We start from the raw sequence: 24,958 nt of genomic DNA, 5'->3' as shown, positions 1-24,958 counted from the left end.
ATGTAACGTCCGGTGGGATGGATGACTCCGACCCAGGGAACAACATGGTGGCCCTGTTCGATTGGATGTTCACAGTTGCCAGCACCGGAGACCTGGAGCCGCCTACCATTCCCGACGTCACTGCGGTGCCCAGTCCTCAGGAGTATCCAGGAAACGTCAACATATCAGCCATTGTCGAGGACAATGTGGCGGTCGACAGTGTATGGGTGAACGTGACCTATCCCGGGGCGGTGGATTACCTAGAGGGCACCATGGACTACGATTCTGCCAACGACAGGTACTACTTCGAAAGCAGCTACCCGCTCGTGGGAACCTACGACTTCACGGTCTTTGCGAACGACACGAAGTCGAACCTGAACTCATCTTCCGGGCACATGTTCGACATCGAGGATACGACTCCGCCTGACATCACGCACGTTCCTGTGTCGTTCTCATTTGCCGACACCACCATCAACATAACTGCGAACGTGGTGGACGCCTACGCACTGGCGCCAGTGAATCCAGTCTGGCTCAACTACACGAACGTCTCCGAGGATCCATCGAACGTCTCGATGACCTCTGCGGGAGGCGGAGACTACTGGCACGAAATCCCCGTTCAGCTGGTCGAAGGGTACGTCAATTACTCCCTATGGGCGACAGACGAATACGGCAATGACGTCATGACGGCGGTCTTCACTATCCAGATAGTCACTACGGACATCTTCCCGCCGGAGATCCTGGACGTCCAGGCGCAACCATCGCCTCAGGAGAGGTACGAAGATGTCAACATCACAGCAACCGTCAGAGACCTGAGCGGTCTTCTGTCCGTATGGGTCGTGGTCACTCAGTCAGGCACGGAGATCTACAACGAGACCATGACCGAGGGTCTCAACGACGTCTACTACATGGAGGACCGGTACGACATCGTCGGAACGTACGACTTCACGATATGGGCGGAGGACAACAACAACGTAGTGAGCTCATCGTCCGATACGTTCGAGATGGTGGACACGACGCCGCCCGCAGCGCCAACCGGTATCTCCGTGTCTGCGGGAGATGACGCGGGGACCCTCGAAATCACGTGGAGCGCCAACACAGAGGCGGATCTCGCTGGATACGATCTCTACCGCTCCGACACAGGCGCGAACAACACCTTCTCCAAGGTCAACACAGCCCTGATGACCGGGACATCGCATACGGACACCGGCCTGGAGGACAACACGACCTACTACTACATGCTCAAGGCCGTGGACGATGAGGGGCTCGAGTCAGAGTACTCTGATCAGGCATCGGGAACCACGATTACTCCTGACGCGGAGGAGGAAGTCGACTACATGTGGCTCTACGCGCTGATAGCCATTCTCGTCATCGTGGTAGTGGTCCTCGCAGCCGCATCCGCGGCGAGGAAGAAACCCTCCGAGGAAGAGGAAGAAGAGCTCGAGGAGCTGGACGAGGTCGGCGAGGAATACACCGCCGAAGAAAAAGGCGAAGAGACCGCTGAGGAGGAGATAGCGGAGACCTCAGAGGATGAGCCCCTAGAGCCTCTGTGATGCTGCTCGTCCAGTAGGATTCGCAGCCTAGGTCGTCTCTTCGGAAGGGCCGACCTCTTTGGTCTCGATCTTGGCCGTCTCGTGAGCTTTCAGGGTCTTAGCGACGACCTTCCTTATGCGGCAGCGGGGGCCGATCTCAACATCGTCACCCTCGACAAGATCTGCATCAGTGACTTCCAGATGGATCTTCCCGCCCTTGATGGTCTCACAGCGCAGCTTCCCCATTGCCGCGCTTCCTTTGATATCAATCTCAGGGGCCTCTATATGTGTCGCTCGAGAATCGCTCGTGATCTCTATGTCGACCTTCTCAGCCTTTATCGTGCCGCCCACACGGAAGCTCCCCGTGGATTGGTAGTTCTTGGCAGCAACGTCCTTGCCGACCCTCAGCATTCCGGACTGGACGACGTCCCCTTTGCTTGTGAGACTCTTAGCAACCTTGCATGCGCCGGAGTTCGTGAAGGAGTCCGTCTCCACGTCACCTTGGACTTTCAGGCTGCCGGAAGACTCGATTTCCTTTGCGTTCACCGAGCCGCCCACACTTAGAGCCCCTGAGTTCTTCAGCTTATCAGTGTTTATGCCCTCGCCGACCTTGAGCGCGCCATGCGTCTCCAAGAGATCCGTATCCAAGCTCTCGCCGACCTTGCACACGCCGACGACCTTGGTGTGTCTCGCCTTCAGATGGCCAGGCACCTTGCCCACGCCCGAGCAGCAGTAGTCCTCGCCTTCGAAGTCGCCCTTGTGCACGGCAGGGAACATCTCGCGGAAGTCAGGGATGCTTATGGAAATCGCGTGAGCCCTCGGTTCCTCGTCCTCCTCCGGGAACCCGTTCTTCTCGTACCTCTCCTTGATCGAGAGGTAGGTGCTCTCGCTTATCTCGCCCCTCGCAAGGCGCTCTGCGAGTCGGTCTAGCACGTCCTTCTTCCTTGCCACGACTTCACACCCAGTGCGTCTCGATGAGCTCGGCATGGGCCAGGGTCTTCGCCTGGGGGTCGCACTCGCAGCTCGTTCCGTGGCACTTGGTTATGGTCTTCGCGTTTCCCTTTCTTCTTGTTCTCGGCATTTCCTTCGCCTCAGAGAGTACATGCACCCGGTCATATTTATACAAGCGTCAGAATATAAATTGATAACCTCAACTCGCGAAAAGAGGAATACACTCTCGGAGGTGATAACTACAACCTCAAGGTTAAAATACTGCCCTTCTGATGATTTGGCGTGGAGTCTCTTGAGATGGACATCCTGGGTCTGGTGTCATCGTCCACGAGGATGCAGATATGCGATCTGTTGAGCAAGGGCGTGGACCATCCCGACGAGCTGGCCAAGCGGCTCAAGCTTCGGCGGCAGTCCGTGGACAAGCACCTGCTCGCCCTGTACAGGATGGGGATCGTGGACCGGTCGGCTGTTTTCGACTCGGATAGGCGGCCCAGGATCGTGTACTCCGTCAGCAGTCCCGCCAGCCTTCTCATCGGGCGGATAGTGGAGGCGCTCAGGCTGTACGCGATGACCAAGGCGAACGAGTACCGCGAGTCGCTCCTGACATTGGACGATGACCTCTCCGCCGGGCGGTTGGACGAGCAGGTCTACGAGCAGCAGCGCGAGGCCCTCGAGAAGCAGTACACCGATTTCCTCGCCTGGGAGAAGGAGCGGCAGAAGCGGTAGTCGGTGCCACCCGCCAGGGAATCTTTAATATGCGAGCCACGATTCCCTGCTGTCGTTGTTGAAATGGTGGGACGTAAGATGAACGAGATAAAGCGGGCGCTGATTAGCGTCTCCGATAAATCGAGCGTCGTAGAGTTTGCGAAGGCCCTGCAGGAGGCGGGCGTGGAGATACTCTCGACCGGCGGGACCGCGAAGGTCCTCGAAGAGAACGGCATCAAGGTAACGAGGGTGTCCGACTTCACGGGCTACCCGGAGATGCTCGACGGGCGGGTGAAGACACTGCATCCGAAGGTGCACGGGGCCATACTCGCGCGGCGGGACGACCCCAAGCACATGCAGCAGCTGCAGGAGGCGAGCATACCCACGATCGACATGGTCGTCGTCAACCTGTACCCGTTCGAGGAGACTATCGCCAAGCCGGACGCGACGTTCGAGGACGCGATAGAGAACATAGACATCGGGGGGCCGTCCATGCTGCGCTCCGCGGCGAAGAACCACAAGGACGTGGCCGTGGTCGTGAACCCGAACGATTACTCGACGGTCATAGAGGAGATCCGCACTAGCGGGGACCTGAGCCCGGACACGCGCTGGAAGCTGGCGCTGGAGGCGTTCGAGCACACGTCCAGGTACGACACCGTGATATCAGGCTACCTCCGTTCGCGAAAGGATGTCCTGTTCCCGGACACGCTCGGTCTTCAGTACGAGAAGGTGCAGGAGCTGCGCTACGGGGAGAACCCCAACCAGAAGGCGGCGTTCTACCGCGACCCGTCGTCAAAGGCGGTCTGCGTCGCGAGCTCCGAGAAGCTGCACGGGAAGGAGCTGTCCTACAACAACATACTGGATGCGGACGCGGCCTTGGACATCCTGAAGGAGTTCGAGCGGCCCACGTGCTCCGTCATCAAGCACACGAATCCCTGTGGTGTCGCCGTATCTGACGACATCTACGATGCGTTCATGAAGGCGTATGCCTGTGACCCGAAGTCCGCCTTTGGCGGGATAATCGGCGTGAACAGGACGATGACGCCGGAGATCGCGAGCGAGATTTCCAAGTACTTCGTGGAGCTTGTCGTGGCGCCAGAGTACGATGAGGAGGCCTTCGCGATCCTGAGCAAGAAGAAGAACGTGCGGATCATGGCGACCCACGCTCCCATCGTCAAAGAGGACCCGGTCGAGATGAAGTACGTGAAGGTCAAGGGCGGGTTGCTGTCCCAGACGGGCGCGTTCGCGGAACTGGACCCCAAGGATGCGAAGGTGGTCACGAAGAGGGAGCCCACCGAAATCGAGATGAAGGGGTTGCTCTTCGCGTGGAAGATAATCAGGCACATCAAGTCGAATTCGATACTGCTCGTACAGGGAGAGGAGACGGTCGGCGTAGGCGCGGGGCAGATGAGCCGCGTGGACGCGTCCATGCTCGCAGGCCACAAAGCGGGCGAGCGGGCGGCGGGGAGCCAGTTGGCGTCGGATGCGTTCTTCCCGTTCCGGGACGGCGTGGACGAGGCAGCCAAGGTCGGTGCGACGTCGATCATCCAGCCCGGCGGGTCCATCCGTGACCAGGAGGTCACAGACGCCGCCAACGAGCACGGGATGGCCATGGTATTCTCGGGCATGAGGATGTTCAAGCACTAGGAAGATGACCGAATACGACGAGGCCCTCCGTTGGCTGTTCAAGCTGCAGAGGTTCGGCGTGAAGCTCGGACTGGACAACGTGCGCGAGCTCCTCAGCCACTTGGGCGACCCGCACGAGAAGTTCAGGTCGGTTCATGTGGCAGGCACGAACGGCAAGGGCTCCGTGTGCACGTTTCTCTCGTCGGCTCTCAAGGAGGCGGGCTACAAGGTCGGGATGTATACCTCCCCGCACGTGGTCAGGTACAACGAGCGGATGCAGATCAACGGCGAGGAGATATCGAACGAGCGGGTGATGGAGTACGTCGACAAGATCAGACCGATTGCCGAGCGGATGGGAGAGGATCCGACCAAGCATCCAACATTCTTCGAGCTCACGACCGCCATGGGCTTCTCCTACTTCGCTGACGAGAACGTGGACATTGCCGTCGTCGAGGTCGGAATGGGCGGGCGGCTGGACGCGACGAACGTGATCACGCCCCAGGTCTCCGTCATCACGCACCTTGCACTCGAGCATACGGAACACCTCGGGAAGACGCTCGAGCGGATAGCGAAGGAGAAGGCGGGGATAATCAAGCCCGGTGTGCGGGTCGTGTCTGCGGAGGAGAATCCTGTCGTGCGGAAGACGTGCGAGGAGCGGGGATGCGAGCTCACCGTGGTGGATGAGGAATACGCGTACGAGCGGATATCCTTCGATACATCTGGCCAGAAGCTGTGGGTCGGCAAGCCCTCGCGTGAGTTCGAGATACCTCTGCTCGGGTCGTATCAGCTGCAGAACGCTGCGACTGCCTATGCGGTGCTCGACGTGTTGCGAAAGGGGGAGCATGACGTACCTGCTGAGGCGATCAGGCGGGGATTCGCAAACGCCAAGTGGCCCGCAAGGCTTGAGGTCGTTCTCAAGAATCCGACGGTGATCATCGACTCGAGCCACAATCCCGACGGACTGAGGAATCTGAAGGATGCGCTGCTAGAGACCACGAAGAACGATCACATCACGTTCGTGGTTGGAGTGATGTCGGATAAGGACGTCTCGTCGATGCTGGAGGCGATTGCTCCAGTGGCTGGGAGGATAATCTGCACGAAGCCGGATTATTGGCGGGCGATGGAACCGGAGGAGATTGCGCGTGAAGCGGCAAAGTCAGTGGATGAAGTCGAAGTAGCTCCTAATGTCCCCGAGGCGATTGAGCGGGCGGTTTCACTTTCCGATGAGAACGATGTGATCTGCATAACGGGATCCATATTCATGGCGGGTGATGCTACCCAGTACTTCAATGAAGGATGAAGGCATTTGAACATGACACTAGCTAGGCCGGGAACGACAAGAGTTATAAGGGGGGAGTTTATGCGATGGAAGCGTGGTATGGAGATGAAGACCAAGGGATCCTATCTGGCCGTATCTGCGCTTGTCCTTTCGGCTTTATTCTCCTCACTTGTTCTCGTTCCAGAGGGCGCGTCAGCCTACACGCCACATGACCCAATAGAAATAGACGGCAATGCTGATTTCACAGCGGCAAACGGCGTCGTTGGCGGTAGCGGAACGCCCTCCGACCCCTACATCATCGAAGGCTGGGAGATTGATGCCACTACTGCAAAAGGAATCAACATACGCAACACCAACGCCCATTTCATCATAAGGAACGTATACGTGCACTCTGGAATTCATGGCGACCCACTCCACCCCGGGATCTATTTTTCCGGTGTCAATGGACGAATCGAGAACAACAATCTGTCGAACAACGCCGCTGGTATACATCTCTCCAGTGCCATCAACGTGACTGTAAGGTCCAACAACTTCACGTCAGATGGAATCACTATCGAGGGCTACTACTCACACGCCTACGCAAGTTCCCACACAATCACTCAAGACAATCTTGTCAACGGAAAACCCATCCACTACCACAAGAACTGCGACAATCTGCAAATCGATGGTGGGTCTATCGGACAGCTCATCATAGCCAATTGCACGAACGTCCGAGTGTCTAACCTGCAAATCAATGACACTGCCGTTGGCATTCGTCTGCACTATGTGGAGAACGCCACCATTGAGGAGAACATTGTCACGGGTAGTTTTGCGGGTATCGGCCTCGGGTTCACAAACAACACTACTGTTGTGTCAAATGAGCTTGTGCATAACATGATCGGTCTTACGCTTGGATATTCGGACAACATTACAGTCTTCGATGTTAACATGTCAACCAACGACCTCGCGGGTATCTCGCTGGACCACTTCGATGGCATCACTCTCAGAAACAGTAGTATTGAAGGGAATCAGTATGGTATCCTCTTTGAGGGCGGGGACAGCATCACGGTTCTTGGCAACATGATTCGGGGCAATGAGTATGGCATCGCCTTTGGCGGTGTAAATGAGCTGCTCGCAAACCACAACGACTTCATTGACAACAATGTCCACGTGTATCCCTACAACGGAACTGGGGATTCCTGGGACAACGGCTACCCGTCCGGAGGCAACTACTGGTCCAACTACACAGGGATCGACAACTGCAGTGGGTCGAACCAGGACGTCTGTCCCGACCCCGATGGAATTGGCGACACGCCCTATTCGGTAGACAACAACAGCCAGGACCGCTATCCGTTCATGGAACCTCTCCACGTGGAGCAAGAGCCTCCTGGCAATTCACCACCTGAGTGCGAGATCGAACATCCGGTGGAAGGGACTAGAATGCACGGAACGCACGCGATCGAAGGGACCGCGCACGACGAGGACGGGGAAGTCGTGATGGTGGAGATTAGGATCGATGACGAGTCATGGATCCATGTCGAAGGAACGACACACTGGAGCTACGACTGGGACACCACAAACGTATCCAATGGGGAATACACGATATATGCCCGATCATATGACGGCGGAGAATACTCCGAGACAGTGAACGTCACCGTTGAGGTCCATAATCCTACTGAAGAAGAGATGATGTATGGGGAGATATTCTTCTGGACAGCCGTTGTGCTGGTGGTCATCATAGCTCTCGCGGGTCTTCTTCTTGAAGTGAGGAGAAGGAAGAAAGAGGAATCCTAGCAAGGGCTCATCTTGAACTGACAAGCGCGTCCAGCTCAGTCCTCGTTGGCATGCCCGCTCGCGCTCCCATCTTCGCGACGCAAAGAGCCGCCACCGCATTGCCCAGCTTCCCGCAAGTCACGGGGCTCCGGTTCTCCAGTATGCCCGCCAAGAACCCCGCCGCGAAGGCGTCCCCAGCACCAGTTGTGTCCATAACTTTGGCAGGAGATCCCGACACGGTCCAGCTTCCCTCCTTGTTCTCTATGAAGCAGCCCTCGCTGCCAAGCGTCACCGCCACGAGGTTGCAGCCCTTCGCCGTGAGCTTGTGCGCGCCGTCCTCGTAGCCCGCCCCGCTGATCTTCTCAATCTCTCTTCTGTTCAAGATGAGGATGTTCGCCCGCTCGAGGAAGGGCTCGAAGTCGTCCCGTTCAGCGTAGATCGCTCCAGGAGCCACACTCAGTAGCTGGTCCTCAGGCAACCGCCCGAGCAACTTCCTCTGCAGCTGGAACTGCTCCTCCCCGCAGAAGGACGTCATGTGCAGCACCTGCGAGGAGCCCATGAACGCCACGTCCAGGTCCTTCTCAGTCAGCATGTCGTTCGCCCCAGGATTGATGTAAAGCGCCCGCTCGCCCTTCGGGTCGATGAACGAGTAGGCCGCCCCGGTCGGCCGATCCTTCCGCATGACGATGCGCGACGTGTCCACGCCGATCTTGTCAAACGCGATGAGCATCTCCCTGCCCTCGGTGTCATCGCCCAGAGCGCCGACGAAGCCCGTCTGGAACCCGAGTTTCGCGAGACCGTATATCGTGTTCGCCGCCGAGCCACCAGGCGCGCAGGTCTGTTCCAGTACGACGTACTCCTCGTCCCCGCTGGCGATGCGTGGGACCTTGAGCAGCCTGTCCCAGTTCAGGGCTCCGAAGCCGATTATGTCCATAATCACCCCAGCTTGGCCGCCTGTCCGCGGATGGCAGCCCTCATGGCCATGTGCGCCTCGAGCACGTCGTCATAGCTCTCTCGTCCCTCGAGCACGTGGTAATACGGGTCCTTGCCCTCTCCCTCGCGGGCAGCGACCGCCTCCATGACAGCCTGCTTGCCTCCCTCCTCCCACGTCTCCATGATGAACTGCAGGTTGCGCATGTCCGTGGTCGCCATTCCGACGCTCCCGTACGGGACGGCGTACTCGTTCCCGTTGAAGACGACCGCCAGCCCGCCCTTGTCCCGGACGAACTGCAGCATCTTCATGTCCGTGATGCTGTCCCCCACTACGACGGACTCGCTCACGTCCGCTCCAGTCCGCTCAGCGATCTTGAGGAGCGCGTCTATCTTCCTCGCCCCGCCGCAGACGCTCATCTTGCCTATGACCTTTCCCACGGGGCGCTCCGCGAGGTCCTGCCAGAAGAACCTGTCCAAGCGCGATTTCACGGCGTCGTCGTTCTCCGGCGGGTAGAGGTCCAGTATATCTCTTTCCGCCTGCTTGATGATGTCCACGTCCTCGTCCCCGAACTCGAGCAGGTAGCTGTTGAGCGGGAACCGCGTGGACGCGATGTTGGAGATCGGGATGCCCAGGCGGGAGCCTATGTTGTGCGCGTGCTGCTCGTAGCTCGTGGAGATGATGTACACGAGCCAGTCCTTGTTGACAAGCTTCTGCACCATCTCCTTGGCGCCTGGCACGAGCATCGCCTTGCTCGAGACCTTCGATATGGCGTCCTCGTTCACCTTGTGCGAGACCAGGAACGGCGCTATCAGCGAGAGCGTGTCGCCCGCCTCGTAGTCCTCCCTGCCCTCCAGCGCGAGGAGGTCGTCGTAGCGGGATATGACCTCGAACATCTTCTTGCCCTGGTCGATTGACGCCATGACCTCGTACGCGTTGTCCTGTGGCGATAGCGGGCCTTCCAGGTCGAAGTAAACCAGCTTTGTCACGTTTACGCAAATGGTTTGGCGGATAAAAAGGCTATGGGTCTGGCGGGCATCGCCAGGGGCAACCCAGCGAATCGGGGGAAACATCTCTTCGGCAGCAGATTAGTTGGATGTGTAGTTTCAGGAGACTAAATAGGGGAGTCCTGCGTAGAAATGCAACATGAGACCTCCCCGAAGAGACACAGACCCCGCACATCCTACCCCTTTGAAGCGGGGAACCACAAGGATCTCCGAACGAATCTCGAAGGAAGCCTATAGAAAGCCTATAGCAGGTCTATGCTAGGTATATGGTAGGTCTATGCTAGGTCAGAGAGATGTCACGGGGAGGCCTAGGCAAGTGATGAGATGAAGACGAAGAACAATTTGATCATGAGGTTCTTGAGCGGGATGCTGGGACGTCAAGTCGTCGCGAAGGAATGGAAGGGAAGGCCCTACATCGCTTCCGCACCCACTTACCCCAAGGACAGGAAGTTCACGGAGAAGCAGATAGCTCATCAAGAAAGGTTCCGAGACGCCACCGCGTACGCGAAGGCGGCGCGGGACATTGAGATCTACAAGGACAAGGCGAAGAAGCAGCGGCTGACATCATATCAGGTTGCCTTGAGGGACTTCATGAAACCTCCTGTCATAAGACAGATCGAGATCCGGCACACGAAAGAGCTGGGCATGGAAGTCGTCGTTCGCGCGATGGATGACATGGAGGTCGTCGGTGTTCATGTTGCTCTGAAGAAGGACGGTAACATCATCGAGGAAGGTGACGCGGTCAGGGACAAGTACAACGCGACCATTTGGCGGTGCAAGACGAAGGAAGAGAACGTCGTCGCAGGGACGACGGTCGAGGTGCACGCCACGGACAGGCCGGGAAACGTCACCCAGGAAGGAATCGATTTCTGAGGTGGGTTGGCATCTCCTACGCGGTCCCAACCGGGGGTGAGGTCCCAAAGGAATATGCGTCTGAGCTGCGCAAAGCCTGGCTGGGCTTCGGGGAGGGATATCCGACGCATGAGGAGATTAGCGGGGCGGGAATGGAGTAAATGCGAGATGATAAGCACTCGCCTGCCCGCTTAAGTCAGGGCCTTCTGGCGCTCACACTTAAATACCACCTACCAGATGTTTTCGACCGTTGGGAGGATGAGCATGAACATCCGGAAGATAGTCATTCTCGTGTGCGTGCAGATGCTACTCCTATCATTCTCGGCGTCTGTCATGGCGGGAGAGGGAAATGAGGAGGAGCCTCTTGCGGACCTGATACTGAATGTTGGGGCACAGGACGACATGAAGACGAGGAACTTCCTTGCATCAAACGATGTGTGGACATCAAACGTCCTGGACCCCGTTTACGGAGGTGTGGGTCAGGAAGACCCGGCTATTGACCAGCCGATCCCCTATCTTCTCAAAGGGATAGACGCAGACGGGGACGGTGTGTTCGACCTCGATGAGTATGGAGTCTATAGAAAGGAGGCAAACTATCTCGAGGTCACAGCATACTACGATTTCAACGGAGTGTATTCCCACGATGGGGTTCAGATGACCATGCACGACCTGCTGTTCTCGTATCACATATGGGCACTGAATCCTGTGACGCTATCACTGGATGTGCTGAAGCACATGGCTGGCCTGCCGGGAACGAACTACTCAACAAGCAGATGGTTGAATGTATGGCCGGCCACGGACAATTGGGATGCAGCTATTCCAGTTGGACCAGACGACTCACTGACCTTCGCCCTCCATTTCTCTCAGCAGATGTCGTATGCCCAGTTTACTTACTACACCCTCAACGGAGCCACGATATATCCCAGACATGTCTGGGAAGGTACGGGAAAGGTGTGCCTGGATGCGACCGCTGGCATCTGCAACAGCTGGAATTCGAATATCCATTCGGATTTCGGATACGCCTACGACGAGGTAACCCACAATGGTGTTCCGGCTGCGGATCCGAGTTCCTTCTCGTACAGTGACGCTACGTTTTGGGAACCGAGCGACGACGAGGTGGTGGGAACAGGACCCTTTGAGTTCGTCGAATGGATTGCTGGCGTGTCCGCTAGTCTCTCAAGATTTGAGGACTACAGGGCTGATACTCTTGATTGTATGAAAGTAGGATCCCCGCCTGTCTGCCAAGGCAACTTCTTCAGCTACATGCACAAGCCCTACATCGACGGAATGCTGTTCAAGATCTACGCCTCTGAGCAGGCAGCCGTGTTCGCTCTCAAGTTCGGAGAGATAGACGTCATCTCATGGCCTGTCCCCCCCGAGTTCGTCGGGGAACTCCTCTCAGACCCGAACATAGGAATAATCTCCATCGCAGATAGGGGATTTTTCTACCTTGGGTACAACATGCGGTCATCCCCTCTCGGCTATCCCAGCAACGATCCATCGCAGGGTGATGATGGGTACCGCTTGAGAAAGGCAATCGCGCACGTGATAGACAAGAAGACGATTGTGACTGTTTGGCTCCAGAACTTCGGCGTTGCTGGAGATCAGCCCGTGAGCCCTAGCTTCACGAAATGGTACAATGCTTCCGTAACGAAGTATGACTTCAATCTGACCACTGCGAATCAAATCCTGGATGACTACTACACGATTGGAGGATTCGGGCTGGGCTATGGTCCTAGCGGGTACAGGAATCTTCCAACCATAGGGGACAGCCAAATCGAGATAATCTGTCCCACATCATCCTACGATGTTGTACGAGCCGCTTCTTGTGATATGATAGCGGAGAATATGACAGCAGTGGGATTGAATGCTATGGCCAATCATCTCGCATTCGGGGACATCATAAACCGTATGGATAATCACAACATGGACTTGTGGATATTGGGGTGGAGGATAGCTTCGGAGCCTCCCGATTACTACCACGCGTTCTTCTATTCAGGCAATGCACCGGCAGGTCTGAACTATGGGGGTTTCCAGAACGCGACGTTTGATGACCTGATCACGCAGGCAAGGGCGGAACTGGATCCAGACGCACAGACCGCTCTGATCAAGCAGTGCAGTGGTCTTCTTACTGACGCTCTTCCGTACGACGTCCTCTACTTCAGAACGAACATAGAGGCATTTCGATCCGACAGGTTCATCAACTGGACAGCCGGAGCAGCGGGATCCATATTTGGGGGCTCGTTCTGGTCGTGGATTGGTATCCATCCACCAGCCAACGCTCTCGGCGTGTCTATCACTGCGGTGTCGTCCATGATATCAGGCTCCAATGAGACTGTCAAAGCGACAGTGACCGACCCAAATGGGAACCCACTGTCGGGCGCACCTGTTCGTTTGTCGCTCAATGGCTTGGGGCCTTTGGGCAATTTGAGCATTCCTGCGGGCGAATTCGGGACCACAGTGAATGGCACGACCGATATCAACGGCGACCTGTTTGCCACCTTCTTCGCCCCCCATACGAACACAACGATTGATGTGATCATTTCCGCTCAAGCTCTCGGGTTCGGTCCCTATTCATCCTCCCAAGAGGAGTTCACCACCGTCAGAATCTACCCGCCACCGCCGTCCCTTTCTGTTCTAGTGGACCCAAGCTACCTCGTCATCGAGACCGGTGCGACGATGTCCGTGAATGTATCCGTTACGGATCAATATGATGACCCAGTTGACGGAGCCCTCGTGAACGCAATGACGATTCCATCAGGCCCTATCTTGACCCCGGATTCAGGAACCACGACCAACGGGGCCTTTACTTTCCAGTTCCAAGCCCCATCGTCGCTTCCTGGAGGAGAAGTGTCAATGGACTACTATCTGATGGTCAACGCCACTCTGGCGGGGTACCTACCTGCCGGTTCGAACACAACCATAACAGTCATAGCTCCTGATGAGGATCCGCCTGAAGTCACAGATGTCACCGTGGAGCCAAGTCCACAGGTTCTTGGCGGGGCAGTCAACATAAGCGCAAGAGTCTCAGACGCGTCACTCGGCCTCGTCACATGTCAGATACTTGATCCCAGTCTTGGCGAGTTGGAGAACTTAACGATGCAATACGATGCGACGAACGACAGATACTATCGAAACAGGACCTATTCTGTCGAGGGCACATATCAGTTCACGATCTGGGCCTCGGACCTCAGCTCCAATGTGAACTCGACGGGCGGCACATTCCAGATCATGGTTCCCCCGCCCACCATATCAGACGTGGAATGGCAACGACTATCGAGCAACATACCGACCGATGTCAATGTCTCGGCGAGAATCGAGAGCTTCGGTGGAATAGACTCCGCTTGGGTTCACGTTTGGGACCCCGAGTCGCAGGAGATTGGGAACTTCTCCATGCAGCAGGAGGGTGCCTCGGACATCTATTGGAGGATCGTTCCCGCACAGACAGCGGGGGAGTTCCAATTCCGCATCTCTGGGAACGACAGCCTCGACAACTGGGTCGGGGACGACGGCATCTTCCAGATAGTCGATGACATCTCGCCCACCGCTGATGCAGGCCCGGACCAGGTCATCGATCAAGGTGATACCGCTCATCTCGACGGAACGGATTCGAGCGACAACTGGAGGATAGAGAACTACACGTGGTCCTTCTTCAACGGAGCCGAGAACATCATCCTCTACGGACCTCTGCCGCAAAGCCAATTCACCGTGGAAGGCATTTTCACGGTGGTCCTGGAAGTACGCGATCCCGCAGGGAACTCTGATGAGAACTCTCTTGTCGTGGAAGTCGTGGGGACTGACAGCGATGGCGACGGTCTGACTGACTGGGACGAAGAGAACGTCTACGGAACGGATCCCTCGGAAGCGGACACTGATGGCGACGGAATGAATGATGGGGATGAAGTCGATTCGGGCAGGGACCCTTTGATCAGTGACAAAGTGGAGAGAACCTTCCTGGAGGAATATTGGTGGGTCTTCCTCTTGCTCGCAGTCGTTGTGGTCGTTGCTCTTGTCCTGATGATTCTTCTCAGGAAGGTCAGGAAGAAGCCTGAGGAAGAGCTTGAAGAGGAGACCGAGGAGTCGGAGTAGGTTTCGTGCTGCTCACGTGTCGATATTCCACGTCATCGGCGAGGGCAGTTCTATCCAGTACGACTCTCCAGCTTTCAGGACGTATGCATCCGGAAGGACCTTCATGAAGTATGGAGGAGAAGAAGGATCGAAACCCTCAACCCTCATCGCACCAAGCTCGGCCTTGAGGTCGCCGACCGTGTACGACGCGTTGAATGACGGATAGCCCACCAGGTTCCAGCCCTGCTGCAGGTCGATCGAGTGGTATGGCAGGATGAGACCGATGACCGTCAGGTTCCCCTCGGAGAGGGCGTTGACCCATATGCCGTCGAGCGGTCGGACCCCCTGCAGGTCGTTGATGTACTTGGCCTTGTGGTAGGACTTCCACGGGTCGCCAACATCGCTCGCATCGTACAGCCTGACCTCGTTGAATCCGACGGTCGCCAGGACCGCCGGAACGCTGTCGTCCTCCGTATACACAGGAACCGAGAGCAGGTTCGCACCAGGGTACATGTACTGGACCAGCTTCCCCACCGTCTCGGGGCTTCTCATCGCCGAGAGGTTGTCGTGGCACACAATGTGGTAGAAGTAGTCCGTCAGGTCCCCGATTCCCAGTCCGGGATCGGTCCAGTTGTAGTAAAGGCGACCGTCCGCCGCAATCGCGTCCACCTGGGAGTACGGTCCGTGGTAGTCGAGCGCCCTGTGCACGGTGTACGCGAGGATATCATCCTCGCCCTGTCCGTCGTCAGTGCTCCTCTCCCAGGTCAGCGTGACATCCTCCTGCGAGACACCGGTGAATGCCCCTCTTGTGATGTGGGGAACCCCCGGACGCAGGTCCTCTATCAGCCTGATTGTGATGTTCACGATCTTCTTCGTCTCCAGCGAATCCCTGTTCGAGAGCACGAAGTACCAGTTCCCGCTCGATGGAAGGCCGAGGAACACGCTGCCGGAAGAAACATTCAACGAGAGATTGGTGGAATCGAACGCCTCGCCTCTGACATACTTCAGGAAGTTCTGCTCGTCCGCGACGAATGTGTCCAGTGTGATGTTGTCCCAGAAGTACTCGGGATGAGCGACCCTGTCACCGTCGAACTGATCGTCCGCATGGGACGTGGCATCCGCGAGGGGGTGCTGAACCCCGAATCGGACATCGAAATCCACGTCCAGCCAATACCCTTCGCCCTGCGGCGGTGCGGTCGGGGTTGCCTCCAACCATGGCCTCGGCACAGTCTTTGCCACCTGATACTGATAGCTGTACAGCGGAAGGTTGGGAGGATCGATACAGATCTTGTACCTGTTGGCGTAGCCCGGGTTCAGCGAGCCGCCCCCGAACTTGCTGCTGACGTCTATCTGGATCCCGTCGTCAAAAGTGTCGTTCTGGCGGGACTCGCTAGTAGTGAAGAACGCAACGCCATCCGGGCCTGTGTAAGTGGAGAAGTCACCTATGCTAGAATAGGGCGGGCCGAAGCTCCACCCGGCGATCGAGACCTTGGCGCCATCAACAGGATTGCCGTTCGCATCGACGACCTTGACGCTCACGTTCCCCCTGTCCTGGAACCCGTCCCCGTTGTAGTCCTCCTCGTGATGGTACTTGTCGATGTGGTTCACCACTCTCGTGTCGCCCTCCACACCGTATATCGCGGTCCAGTCTCTGTTCCATCCAGGCGGGTAGTGCTTGAAGTCGTTGTTCCCTATGATCGATGCGCCATTGCTCCAGTAGTTGTCAAGATGTTGCCAACCGTCGTGCCAGAACTCGTTCCAGCAGTGGTCCTCCGCCGCGCTCATCACACCTATCGCTGGTATTAGTGCAGCTCTGAACGCAGCGGTCGTCAGGTCGTGCAGCTCCCCGCAGTTTCCGTTGTGCTCGTGGGCGATCCTTACGGGCTGTCTCGGTCTATTCCTCAAGCCGTTATCGTCGTCCTCTTGAGCGTTGAGAGCCAAAGTCAGGCTCACCCAGTGACTCACCGTCTCGACGGCATGGTCGCTGTAGTTCCATGGTCTCGAGTTGTTGTGCCCGTCATCGCCGTAGCCGGCCGGGGAGATGTGATTGGTCACGTTCCACACGGTCGTCACTCCCGCTAGTTTCTCCTTCATCAAAGGAGGACTCTCGTCCTTTGGGTACTTGAAGGCCCCCCCAGGATCTAGCGGCCAAGCAGTATCGTTCTCGTTGAAGAGATACCATCGCCAGAATTTCCCCGCGGGAGGAGCAGCGGCAGCACCTATGTGAAGGTTGGTCACCACGTTCGGGTTGATGAAAGTGGGCAACTCATAGGAGACCCTCGGATGGGCGAGGTCCCAGTAGTACACATCAGTCGGAACGATGTACTCCACTCGGGTCCCGCTCTCATTGACCCAGTACCTCAGCGTGGAGTAGTAGTCCCCGCTCGCGAAGTCACCGAGGTCGAGGATGTCCGCGTAGTCGATGAACATGTCGTTGTAGTAGAGAGCCTCCGTGTTGTTCCTGTACGCGTCGGGATACGTCGCGCTGTGCATCAGTGATGACGTTGCGGTATTGGCGACCGAGAAGGCAAGCTCATCGACCATGTGGTCCGGGACTGAGTTTATCAGATTGACGTAGTCTATCATCTTGGCGGGAATCGTTCTCTCCTTTAGGAGGACATCCGAGTCGTCGATGTAGTAGTAGTCTCGATTGAACGAGTTGAACGACGTTTTAACGTTGTCCCAAATCAGGAACTTCGGATCGGAGGCCGTTCCTGCATTCGGGATGTAGTGGACGTACCCACCGACATCTCCTATCGCGATCTCCTGAAGCATATCCAGGTCCACGTCCGCGAACGTGGGCATGCTGTTGGCGCCGAAATCGATTTCCCCGAACACAGTGGCATTGTTCGGCGTCCAGAAGGGGTTATCGGGCGTCCATATGTTCTCGTGGAAGCTAAGTCCCCCGCTGAAGTTGCCTGACACCATGTCCAGGTCGCCGTCGAAGTCAACGTCTCCCAGAGCCGGGCTCGCATAGTCCTCCACATCGAGATTCAGATAGATGGGCGATGAGAACACGGACGTTGTCGTGGTGGCAGGATCGCCGTCCGAGATGTGCTGCGGGTCGGCCGCCTGATTGATCGAGAGATAGAGCTCCCCAGCCCGATTGCCGATCACCATATCGGGATCTCCATCCGCATCCACGTCTCCCAAGTCTATCGCGCTGTACGGGAGAGATATGCTTGTCGATTCGATGCTCCCCCATGAAGGCGCATCCGGAAGACCGACGTTCATCAGTTTCCAGACACCAGTGCTCACGCCGATGAGGATATCAAGGTCATTGTCGCCGTCCAGATCCGCGAGTGCAGGGTCCGCCCTCGTCAGAGCGAGAGGTCCGAACATCGAGGTATTGGATACGAGGACGCACCCGACGTAGACGTCGTAGCCCTCGTAGTAGTGAAGTCCTTCTTCGATGTTCTCGAAGTACATGAGCCCGTCGTTCTCCGTCCCGACGATGAGGTCCAGGTCGCCGTCGGCATCGAGGTCCGCGAAGTCCGGCGCGGCGTAGGCCGTGACCTTGATGGGTTCATCCGCCATCTGCTCGAACTTGCTGGTGAGGTTGTCCTTGATCCAGTTCGGGCTTCTATCAATCGCGTCCAAGGCGCTCTGCGGGAACCCCACTGTGGGGCTGGCTATGGGAATCTCCGTCAGGGTCTGACTCGCGCTGTCGTAGACGACGTAGTACTCCCTTCCAGCGGGTACGGTTATCTGCGCGGAGATCTCCTGAACGACGTCAAAAGGATTGAACTCTCCGGACTGGTCCGAACGGACATCCGTGGTTTCACCGGTCCACGGCAATTCATCCTTCTCGTTCACAGTTGGAATCGTCCCACAGAGAGAGACGACAAGTAGTGTGGAAATCATCACAACAATGCCCACATCGGACAGACATCGACTATGCTCCATCTTAGACCCCCCAGCGCAGGTGAAAGACCCCGCTTAATCCAGGATATCGCACTATGAAGATGATATTTATAGTTATAGTTGTGGGCGGACATGTTAGCCGGGTCCGCTGACCACTCACAGAGCAGCCTGTCCGCAAGGGTTTGGGGCGAGGCGGGCAGAAAACAGGAGCGATTCCTGCAGGGGCCGCCACAAGCGAATGGGTTATCTACCGCTTGAGACGTTGGAGAGGAAGGTGAAAACCGATGGCTAAGATAACCGAGGAAGAGTTCATGGAGCGGGCCAGGGTCGACAGGGTCACGTTCTACAAGCACAAGGAGGGCGGGAAGATCGATGACCTGGACTTCGTCACGCACGAGAACGTGTACCTCTTCTCTTCTCACGAGACGATGGCGGTGTTCGAGGATGGCAGGGTGATAGTGTACCCCACCGCGAGGCTGTACGAGTACGTTGTCTCAGGACCGACCACGGACTTCGTTAAGGACAGGTACCTTCTCAGCGCCGCCGTGGAAGAGAAGCAGGTAACGGACTCGAAGACGATGCTGAAGGACATGTTCTGACCGGTGAAGGGCCAATGCGACGCTAGACTAATGGGACAAACCAGACCGCATTCACATACTTCATCCTGGAAAAGCCAGCCTCCAAACATCGGGTTCATATGAGCCGAAAGTAATAATACGAGCTGTAGTGTTGAACCTATCTGGAGTGGAGGATATGGCAATCCTGAGAAGAGTGTGGGCGGGCGTTCTAGCGTTGTGCTTCTTCACATCGACGCTGATTGTCTCCCCAGTGAGCGGCAACCCCGCAGACTTCCAGCTGAGCGGGGGACCCGTGACGATATTCACGAATGACCTCAGCGGATCCATCGCCGTCGGTGTATGGAGCAACGAATCCTTCACCGACATGACCGTGGAGACGTACTTCCTCAACGAGACGTACTATCCCGATGAGGAAATCTACAATGAACCCTACCTTAACGGGTCCTTCGTAGACTATCTGGCAAACGTGACCTACAACAGGACGGTGACGGTTTCATCATCACCGGAGCTGAGGGTCTCAACAGTCGGCGGCACGGGTGTGGTCGACATCGATCTTGGCTTGTTCCTGAATGGAAAAGATGGGAATCCCTTGGACGGCATGGCCCAGGCCGGCGAATTCATAGAATATTCTGCCACGGCATCAAGCTCAGAGTTAGTCAGCCTCGTTGAGCCCGAGAATGGGACCTACATTGTCAAGGTCGCCGGCTATGAGGTTTCTGGAGATCCCGGCTATTTCGACCTGAGGATTGGCGTTGTCGAGGGCGGAACTGGCTGGATGTATGTCACGAACGTCCCACCTGGTGCGATTCCAACCTTCACCCTTGTCAACTTTGATCTTCATTGGGAATTCCCAGGCGCAACCGCGGACAACTGGTATTACGCGGGCCTTTACATCGGTCATGCTTCTGATTCTCATGTGACCTACATTCCAGTCTCCCTCAAGCTCGATAGGTCGCCTCCGGAGATAGTCGAGGTCTTGCCGGAATCCCCACCATCTGTCGAGGATCTGAGGCCCTTCATATATGGCATTCTGTGGGACCCGGACGGAGAGCTCTCGCGCGATTCGATTAGGCTTCTTCTCGACGGCGTGAACATCACCTACATGACCGATGTGCATCTGTCTTTCAGCGAGGACCCTGATGGCAAGTATGGATACTATTCGGGACTTGTACTTTTCACACCTCTTTATGACATCCCCTTCGGGCTTCATCAGGTCACTCTAGAGGTCGGAGACTACGCTGGCAACATAGCTCAGAGGCAGTGGTCCTTCGTGACTGCCGACGAGACGCCTCCCGTGATATACCATACGCCTGAGACTATGAGCAGCGAGGGATACGTCATCCCGATAACTGCGCGTGTCCACGAGAACTTCACTCTGGGCGACATCTCCTTGATGTATCGGCGACCTGGAGACCCTTTCTATCTGGCGTTGCTTATGAATCAGGTCGACCAATCGAACAACTACGTGGCCACAATACCACCGCAGCAGTTCCCCTTGAGCATTCAATACTATCTGAGCGCAAACGACAGCTCGGGTAACTCCGCAACTCTTCCTGGGATTGTCCCAGCTTCGAACCCCTTTGAAATCGAAATCCAACCCTTCGGGTTCCCGAGAATCACTCACAAGCCAGTGGAGGCTCACACTCGTGAGAACATCACTGTGACTGTCCTGGTTTCAGATGACCAAGCGATATCGAGTGTGAATCTCTTCTACAAGAATGCGTCGGCAACCATCTACAACTCGACAGCCATGGTGAACTTGGGCGGCCATGTCTATGAAGGGATGATTCCAGGCAGTGCGATTTCTCAATCCTCAATGCATTACTACATCGAGGCTTCAGATGGTGTCAACGCCATTACACATCCCCTTGATTCACAAGCACCACATCTTGTTCTGTACGTCGACCCACCGCCCCCTGGTGAAGAGATGCCTTTGGAAGGATCGCCAGAAGTCATGAAGGTCGCGGTGATGGAGGACGTTGAACTCGACCCACGGTTGGCCTCGAATCCTACAAGCAAGAGAATCATCGACCTTCTCTACGACTCACTCGGAAGGAGAGATCCGAACACTCTTGAGATCGTTCCGTGGGTGGCCAGCAGTTGGTCGGCCGATGAGGCATCAGGTCTCCTCACAGTCGCACTCAGACCAGAGGCTAAGTGGCACGATGGATCTCAAGTCACTGCCGAGGATGTCAGGTACACGTTCGAGGATTTCTACGGAGGATACGATGTCACGGTGATTTCCCCGACGTCAGTAGTCTTCAACTTCTCCGCGGGTGGCGGGGGGAGGTTCATGACTTCTGGCCTCCTGATGCCGTTGGTCGAAAGCGGTGATATCAATCCCGTTGAAGGGGGTGGTCCGTTCGAACTCGTTTCATACAGCCCAACTCACACCCTAGTCGAGGCATTCCCAGACTACTTCATGAAGGGTCCTATCCTCGGAGGTGTTGACTTCATCCGTGTCTCAGGTATCAACGAGGCTGCGAATGCGTTCATAAACGGAACAATCGACTTCATCGGCTGGGAACTCGAATTCCAAGACCTCACGGATCCCAGGATTGGTGGAAGAATGCTCCTTCTGGTGGAGGAGGCCGCGATCAGGATTACGCCGGGACTGGATTACCTCTATTTCGGTCTCAATCCCAATGCGAGCAACTCACTCGACGATCTCAATCTCAGACTGTCGATATCCAAGTTGGTGAACAAAGAACTGCTCGATATGATTGAGCCTTTCACGAGGATGACGCATTCAGTGATGTCTAACAGGAACATCCCTTGGTACAATTCGAGCCTTCGGGAGTTCAATGCCGGATACACTGTCATAGATGGCCGGCAAGCCACCAACAGATACCCAGCAGTAGCTCATCTGGAATCTTCGGGCTATTTCGATTTGGATGATGACGGCTGGCGGGAGAAGCCTGACGGACAGAATCTCTCCCTCTCTGTTTTGGGGCCGTCGCTTGCGGACGACCTTCGGAAAGCCACTGTAGCCCAAGTGTTGGCCGAGGGACTCGGGCGGGTCGGACTCAACGCAACCGCTGTTCTCGACTCCTCTGCTGATCCCGCGGACTACGACATCTATCTCTCCGTTGGACATCTCTCCTTGGACCCGAGTGACATATCTTCCATAGGAGAAATCGCGAGCTTTGTCGATGCGGAGCTGTCCCTCGCTCTTCAAGAAGCAGATGACGCCCTGAACGTGACCGAGAGGTCTGCCCATGTGAAGGAAGCACTGGGAATGATCTCGGAGAAGGTCCCTCTGATCCCAGTCCTACGATATGAGACGGGAGAGATCTACAATGAAACCCGCTTTGAGGGTTGGGTGCAGATGCCAGGCGGAATCAACGACTTCTGGTCGTTCGTGGAAGTCTATTCGCTCTTTGACACTGTGACGGACAGACCCCTTGGACTGCACGCTTTTCTCAATCAGGATTCGAACATAACCCTCACGTGGAAGGCAAACGAGGAGGTCGACCTCCAAGGTTATGCTGTCTACAGGTCCTCTGGGAGCGGAGGCCCCTACCAGCTTATCGATGAAGTAGCACCTCGGACTTCCTTCGTCGACCCAGATATGGGCCCGAACGGCGACTACTGCTATGTCGTCACGGCAAAGGACTCATCGATTGAGTCCAGCCCCTCCAGCGAGGCATGTCTCAACGTCACACACCTGTTCACTCCTCCCTCGATTTCCGACGTTCGCGTCAACCCTTCCCCGCAGGAAGTCCATGGATATGTGAACGTATCCGCTGTTGTGGAGGATGTCAGCGGTGTTGAAGGCGTCTGGATCGACGTAACCGGAGTGGGCAACTACTCCATGTACTACGACTCCTTGGCGGGGCGATACTACAACAATCGTAGCTATTCGGATGTGGGAACCTTCAGCTTCACAATCTCCGCAACGGATGTCTTCGGCAATTGGGCGTCCACACCAGGCGAGTTCGTCATGGAGGACACTACACCGCCCACAATCTCTCATATTCCAGTGACGAGCACAGTGGTTGGCGATTCGATAGAGATTGTGGCGGTTGTCACCGACAACCTGCAGGTCAGTCTAATGAAGCTTAACTTCACGGACGCTGGCGGTTCATCTCACAATCAAACAATGACCCTCTCGGGAGACAACTACACCTATCAGATTCCCGCTCAGGACTCCACTGGGTCCGTGAGCTACTTCGTCTGGGCTGAGGACACGGAAGGGAACGTCGCCATGACGGCTGTCTTCATCATTGAGATTAGTCCAGACACCCTGAGCCCCTCAGCACCAACAGATTTGATTGTGACAACTGGCGATGAGGAAGGGGCCCTTTCTCTGAGCTGGACCGCTCCCGCCAACAACACAGACGGTTCTCCTCTGACCGATTTAGCTGGCTACAACATCTACAGGATGACCTCGTCAGGAGGACCGAAGACATTGGTCAATGACAATCCGGTAAGCACAACCACATTCCTGGACACCGCGTTGGAGAACGGGAAGACATACTACTATGTCGTGACAGCAGTGGACAACCGGGGAAATGAATCTCCAGACTCGGATGAGGCCTTCGGCGCAACTAAGTCCGTTGAGCAGTTCGATTGGCTGTGGATTCTCATTCCATTGATCGTCGTAATCGCCATCGTAGTCCTCCTTGCCATGTTGATTCTGAGTAGGAGAAGAGGCGGGACTGCCGAAGAGCCTGAAGAGCCGCCAGAAGAGCAAGAGAGTTTGGAAAGTTTCTAATACGATGCACATTAATAGTCCGTTATTATCCAGACTGACATTCTGCTGGCCTAACAGGGGAGAGGTGGGGTGAAACGATGAGAACGAAAAACGGACACGCTGGGAGAATGCTCTCAGCCATACTGTGCGCTATGCTGATTCTCGTGACCTTCAATCAGGCTACAATGGTTGCCTCGGCACTGATCACGGAGAGCTTCGAGACAGGATTCGGTGATTGGTCTCCCGACCTGAACCAGGATCCCCGCGTACTTCGACATAGCGATATCTAGCCTGTATGCCTTTGACGGCTTCTTCTCGGTCAAGCTCACGTCCCACGGGCTCCCTCTTCCTGACATGAACACGGCTTGGATCGAGCGGACCGTACAGGGTCCTCCCAATACATGGCTTGTCGCAGGTCTCCAATTCTAACTGTACAGCGAAGGCCCAGTGGGCGAGATGATCGAAGTCGTAGCGTACCTGGGCAATAACGACCCCGAGGACTACCCGGACTTCACGGTCGTGGGCGTGGTCGACCAGGCGGGGACCTGGTTGGAGTACACCCACTCAAATGCGTTCATGTCCGGGCCAACGGGACAGGTCTATGCCGCTTTGGGGTGCTACAATCCATGGTACCCAATGAATCCGCTCAGGAGCTGCTATGTCGATCTGGTGAACATAACGGGCGTGAGCGATGACTTCGTCCCGCCAACGATATCAAACCTCCAGCCCGTCAACCAATCGACCGTCAGCGACAACACACCTGTCATAGGGGCGTCGTACAGCGACGCGTCTGGTATAGATGTGAGCAGCGTGTTGCTGCGCGTTGACGGAGTTGACCGCACCGCCCAGGCGACCGTAACCGCCTCTGATGTGTCCTACACTCCGGCGGTGGCACTGTCCGAGGGGGTTCACAACGTCTACCTGGAAGTTCGGGACGATACCCCGAACGACAACAAGGCAACGGCATCCTGGTGGTTCATCGTGGACACGCTCGTACCATCAATCACAGACCTCCAGCCTGTGAACGAATCCTCCATCGGTGATACGACACCCACGATCGCTGCGAGCTTTAGTGACGCTTCTGGCGTCGATGCTGGCAGCGTCGTCCTGTATGTCGATTCAATAGACGTCACCGCTCAGG

General features: G+C 56.3%; 15 protein-coding genes. 11 read left to right on the top strand and 4 right to left on the bottom strand.

The window, feature by feature from the left end:
• Positions 1-1,529, top strand: a 1,529-nt coding sequence (locus LN415_06755) for a fibronectin type III domain-containing protein (protein ID MCJ2556794.1), incomplete at its 5' end; no start/stop codon positions are given.
• A gap of 27 nt (positions 1,530-1,556) precedes the next feature.
• On the opposite strand, the gene LN415_06750 is transcribed toward LN415_06755, so the two are convergent.
• Positions 1,557-2,459, bottom strand: a complete 903-nt coding sequence (locus tag LN415_06750) for a hypothetical protein (GenBank protein ID MCJ2556793.1) — start codon at positions 2,457-2,459, stop codon at positions 1,557-1,559.
• Positions 2,460-2,741: 282 nt separating this feature from the next.
• Here LN415_06750 and LN415_06745 point away from each other — a divergent pair, with 282 nt between their 5' ends.
• The 4 genes from LN415_06745 (at position 2,742) to LN415_06730 (ending at position 7,842) form a co-directional block, all read left to right on the top strand.
• On the top strand, positions 2,742-3,185 hold the full coding sequence (locus LN415_06745; protein ID MCJ2556792.1) for a winged helix-turn-helix domain-containing protein: 444 nt from the start codon (positions 2,742-2,744) through the stop codon (positions 3,183-3,185).
• A 78-nt stretch (positions 3,186-3,263) separates the two neighbouring features.
• Complete coding sequence (gene purH, locus LN415_06740) at positions 3,264-4,811, top strand: bifunctional phosphoribosylaminoimidazolecarboxamide formyltransferase/IMP cyclohydrolase (protein MCJ2556791.1); 1,548 nt, start codon at positions 3,264-3,266, stop codon at positions 4,809-4,811.
• Positions 4,812-4,815: 4 nt separating this feature from the next.
• Positions 4,816-6,090, top strand: a complete 1,275-nt coding sequence (locus tag LN415_06735) for a bifunctional folylpolyglutamate synthase/dihydrofolate synthase (GenBank protein ID MCJ2556790.1) — start codon at positions 4,816-4,818, stop codon at positions 6,088-6,090.
• Positions 6,091-6,174: 84 nt separating this feature from the next.
• Positions 6,175-7,842, top strand: coding sequence for a right-handed parallel beta-helix repeat-containing protein (locus LN415_06730; protein ID MCJ2556789.1), 1,668 nt, complete (start codon positions 6,175-6,177; stop codon positions 7,840-7,842).
• 7 nt (positions 7,843-7,849) lie between these two features.
• Here LN415_06730 and LN415_06725 read toward each other — a convergent pair whose 3' ends face one another.
• Positions 7,850-8,755 carry a carbohydrate kinase family protein gene (locus tag LN415_06725; GenBank protein ID MCJ2556788.1) on the bottom strand — a complete coding sequence of 302 codons (906 nt, stop codon included), beginning with the start codon at positions 8,753-8,755 and terminating at the stop codon, positions 7,850-7,852.
• Between the two features lie 2 nt (positions 8,756-8,757).
• Positions 8,758-9,741: a hypothetical protein gene (locus LN415_06720; protein MCJ2556787.1), complete on the bottom strand. Its 984-nt coding sequence runs from the start codon at positions 9,739-9,741 to the stop codon at positions 8,758-8,760.
• 342 nt (positions 9,742-10,083) lie between these two features.
• On the opposite strand from LN415_06720, the gene LN415_06715 reads away from it, so the two are divergent.
• On the top strand, positions 10,084-10,632 hold the full coding sequence (locus LN415_06715) for a hypothetical protein (GenBank protein MCJ2556786.1): 549 nt from the start codon (positions 10,084-10,086) through the stop codon (positions 10,630-10,632).
• A gap of 243 nt (positions 10,633-10,875) precedes the next feature.
• A complete protein-coding gene (locus LN415_06710) occupies positions 10,876-14,700 on the top strand; it encodes an ABC transporter substrate-binding protein (protein MCJ2556785.1) in 3,825 nt (1,274 codons plus the stop codon).
• A 12-nt stretch (positions 14,701-14,712) separates the two neighbouring features.
• Here LN415_06710 and LN415_06705 read toward each other — a convergent pair whose 3' ends face one another.
• Positions 14,713-18,585 (bottom strand): FG-GAP-like repeat-containing protein, encoded by a 3,873-nt coding sequence (locus tag LN415_06705; GenBank protein MCJ2556784.1) that lies wholly within the window; start codon positions 18,583-18,585, stop codon positions 14,713-14,715.
• Positions 18,586-18,827: 242 nt separating this feature from the next.
• On the opposite strand from LN415_06705, the gene LN415_06700 reads away from it, so the two are divergent.
• The 4 genes from LN415_06700 to LN415_06685 form a co-directional block, all read left to right on the top strand.
• On the top strand, positions 18,828-19,142 hold the full coding sequence (locus LN415_06700; protein MCJ2556783.1) for a hypothetical protein: 315 nt from the start codon (positions 18,828-18,830) through the stop codon (positions 19,140-19,142).
• Between the two features lie 154 nt (positions 19,143-19,296).
• Positions 19,297-23,838 carry an ABC transporter substrate-binding protein gene (locus LN415_06695; GenBank protein MCJ2556782.1) on the top strand — a complete coding sequence of 1,514 codons (4,542 nt, stop codon included), beginning with the start codon at positions 19,297-19,299 and terminating at the stop codon, positions 23,836-23,838.
• Between the two features lie 77 nt (positions 23,839-23,915).
• Positions 23,916-24,107: a hypothetical protein gene (locus tag LN415_06690; GenBank protein ID MCJ2556781.1), complete on the top strand. Its 192-nt coding sequence runs from the start codon at positions 23,916-23,918 to the stop codon at positions 24,105-24,107.
• Between the two features lie 166 nt (positions 24,108-24,273).
• A partial coding sequence (locus tag LN415_06685; GenBank protein MCJ2556780.1) for a hypothetical protein occupies positions 24,274-24,958 on the top strand: 685 nt, incomplete at its 3' end.

The organism is Candidatus Thermoplasmatota archaeon, from assembly GCA_022848865.1.
Classification (GTDB): domain Archaea; phylum Thermoplasmatota; class Thermoplasmata; order RBG-16-68-12; family JAGMCJ01; genus JAGMCJ01.
Note: the sequence above shows the minus strand (reverse complement) of the source record. Positions and strands in the feature narration are given on the sequence as shown.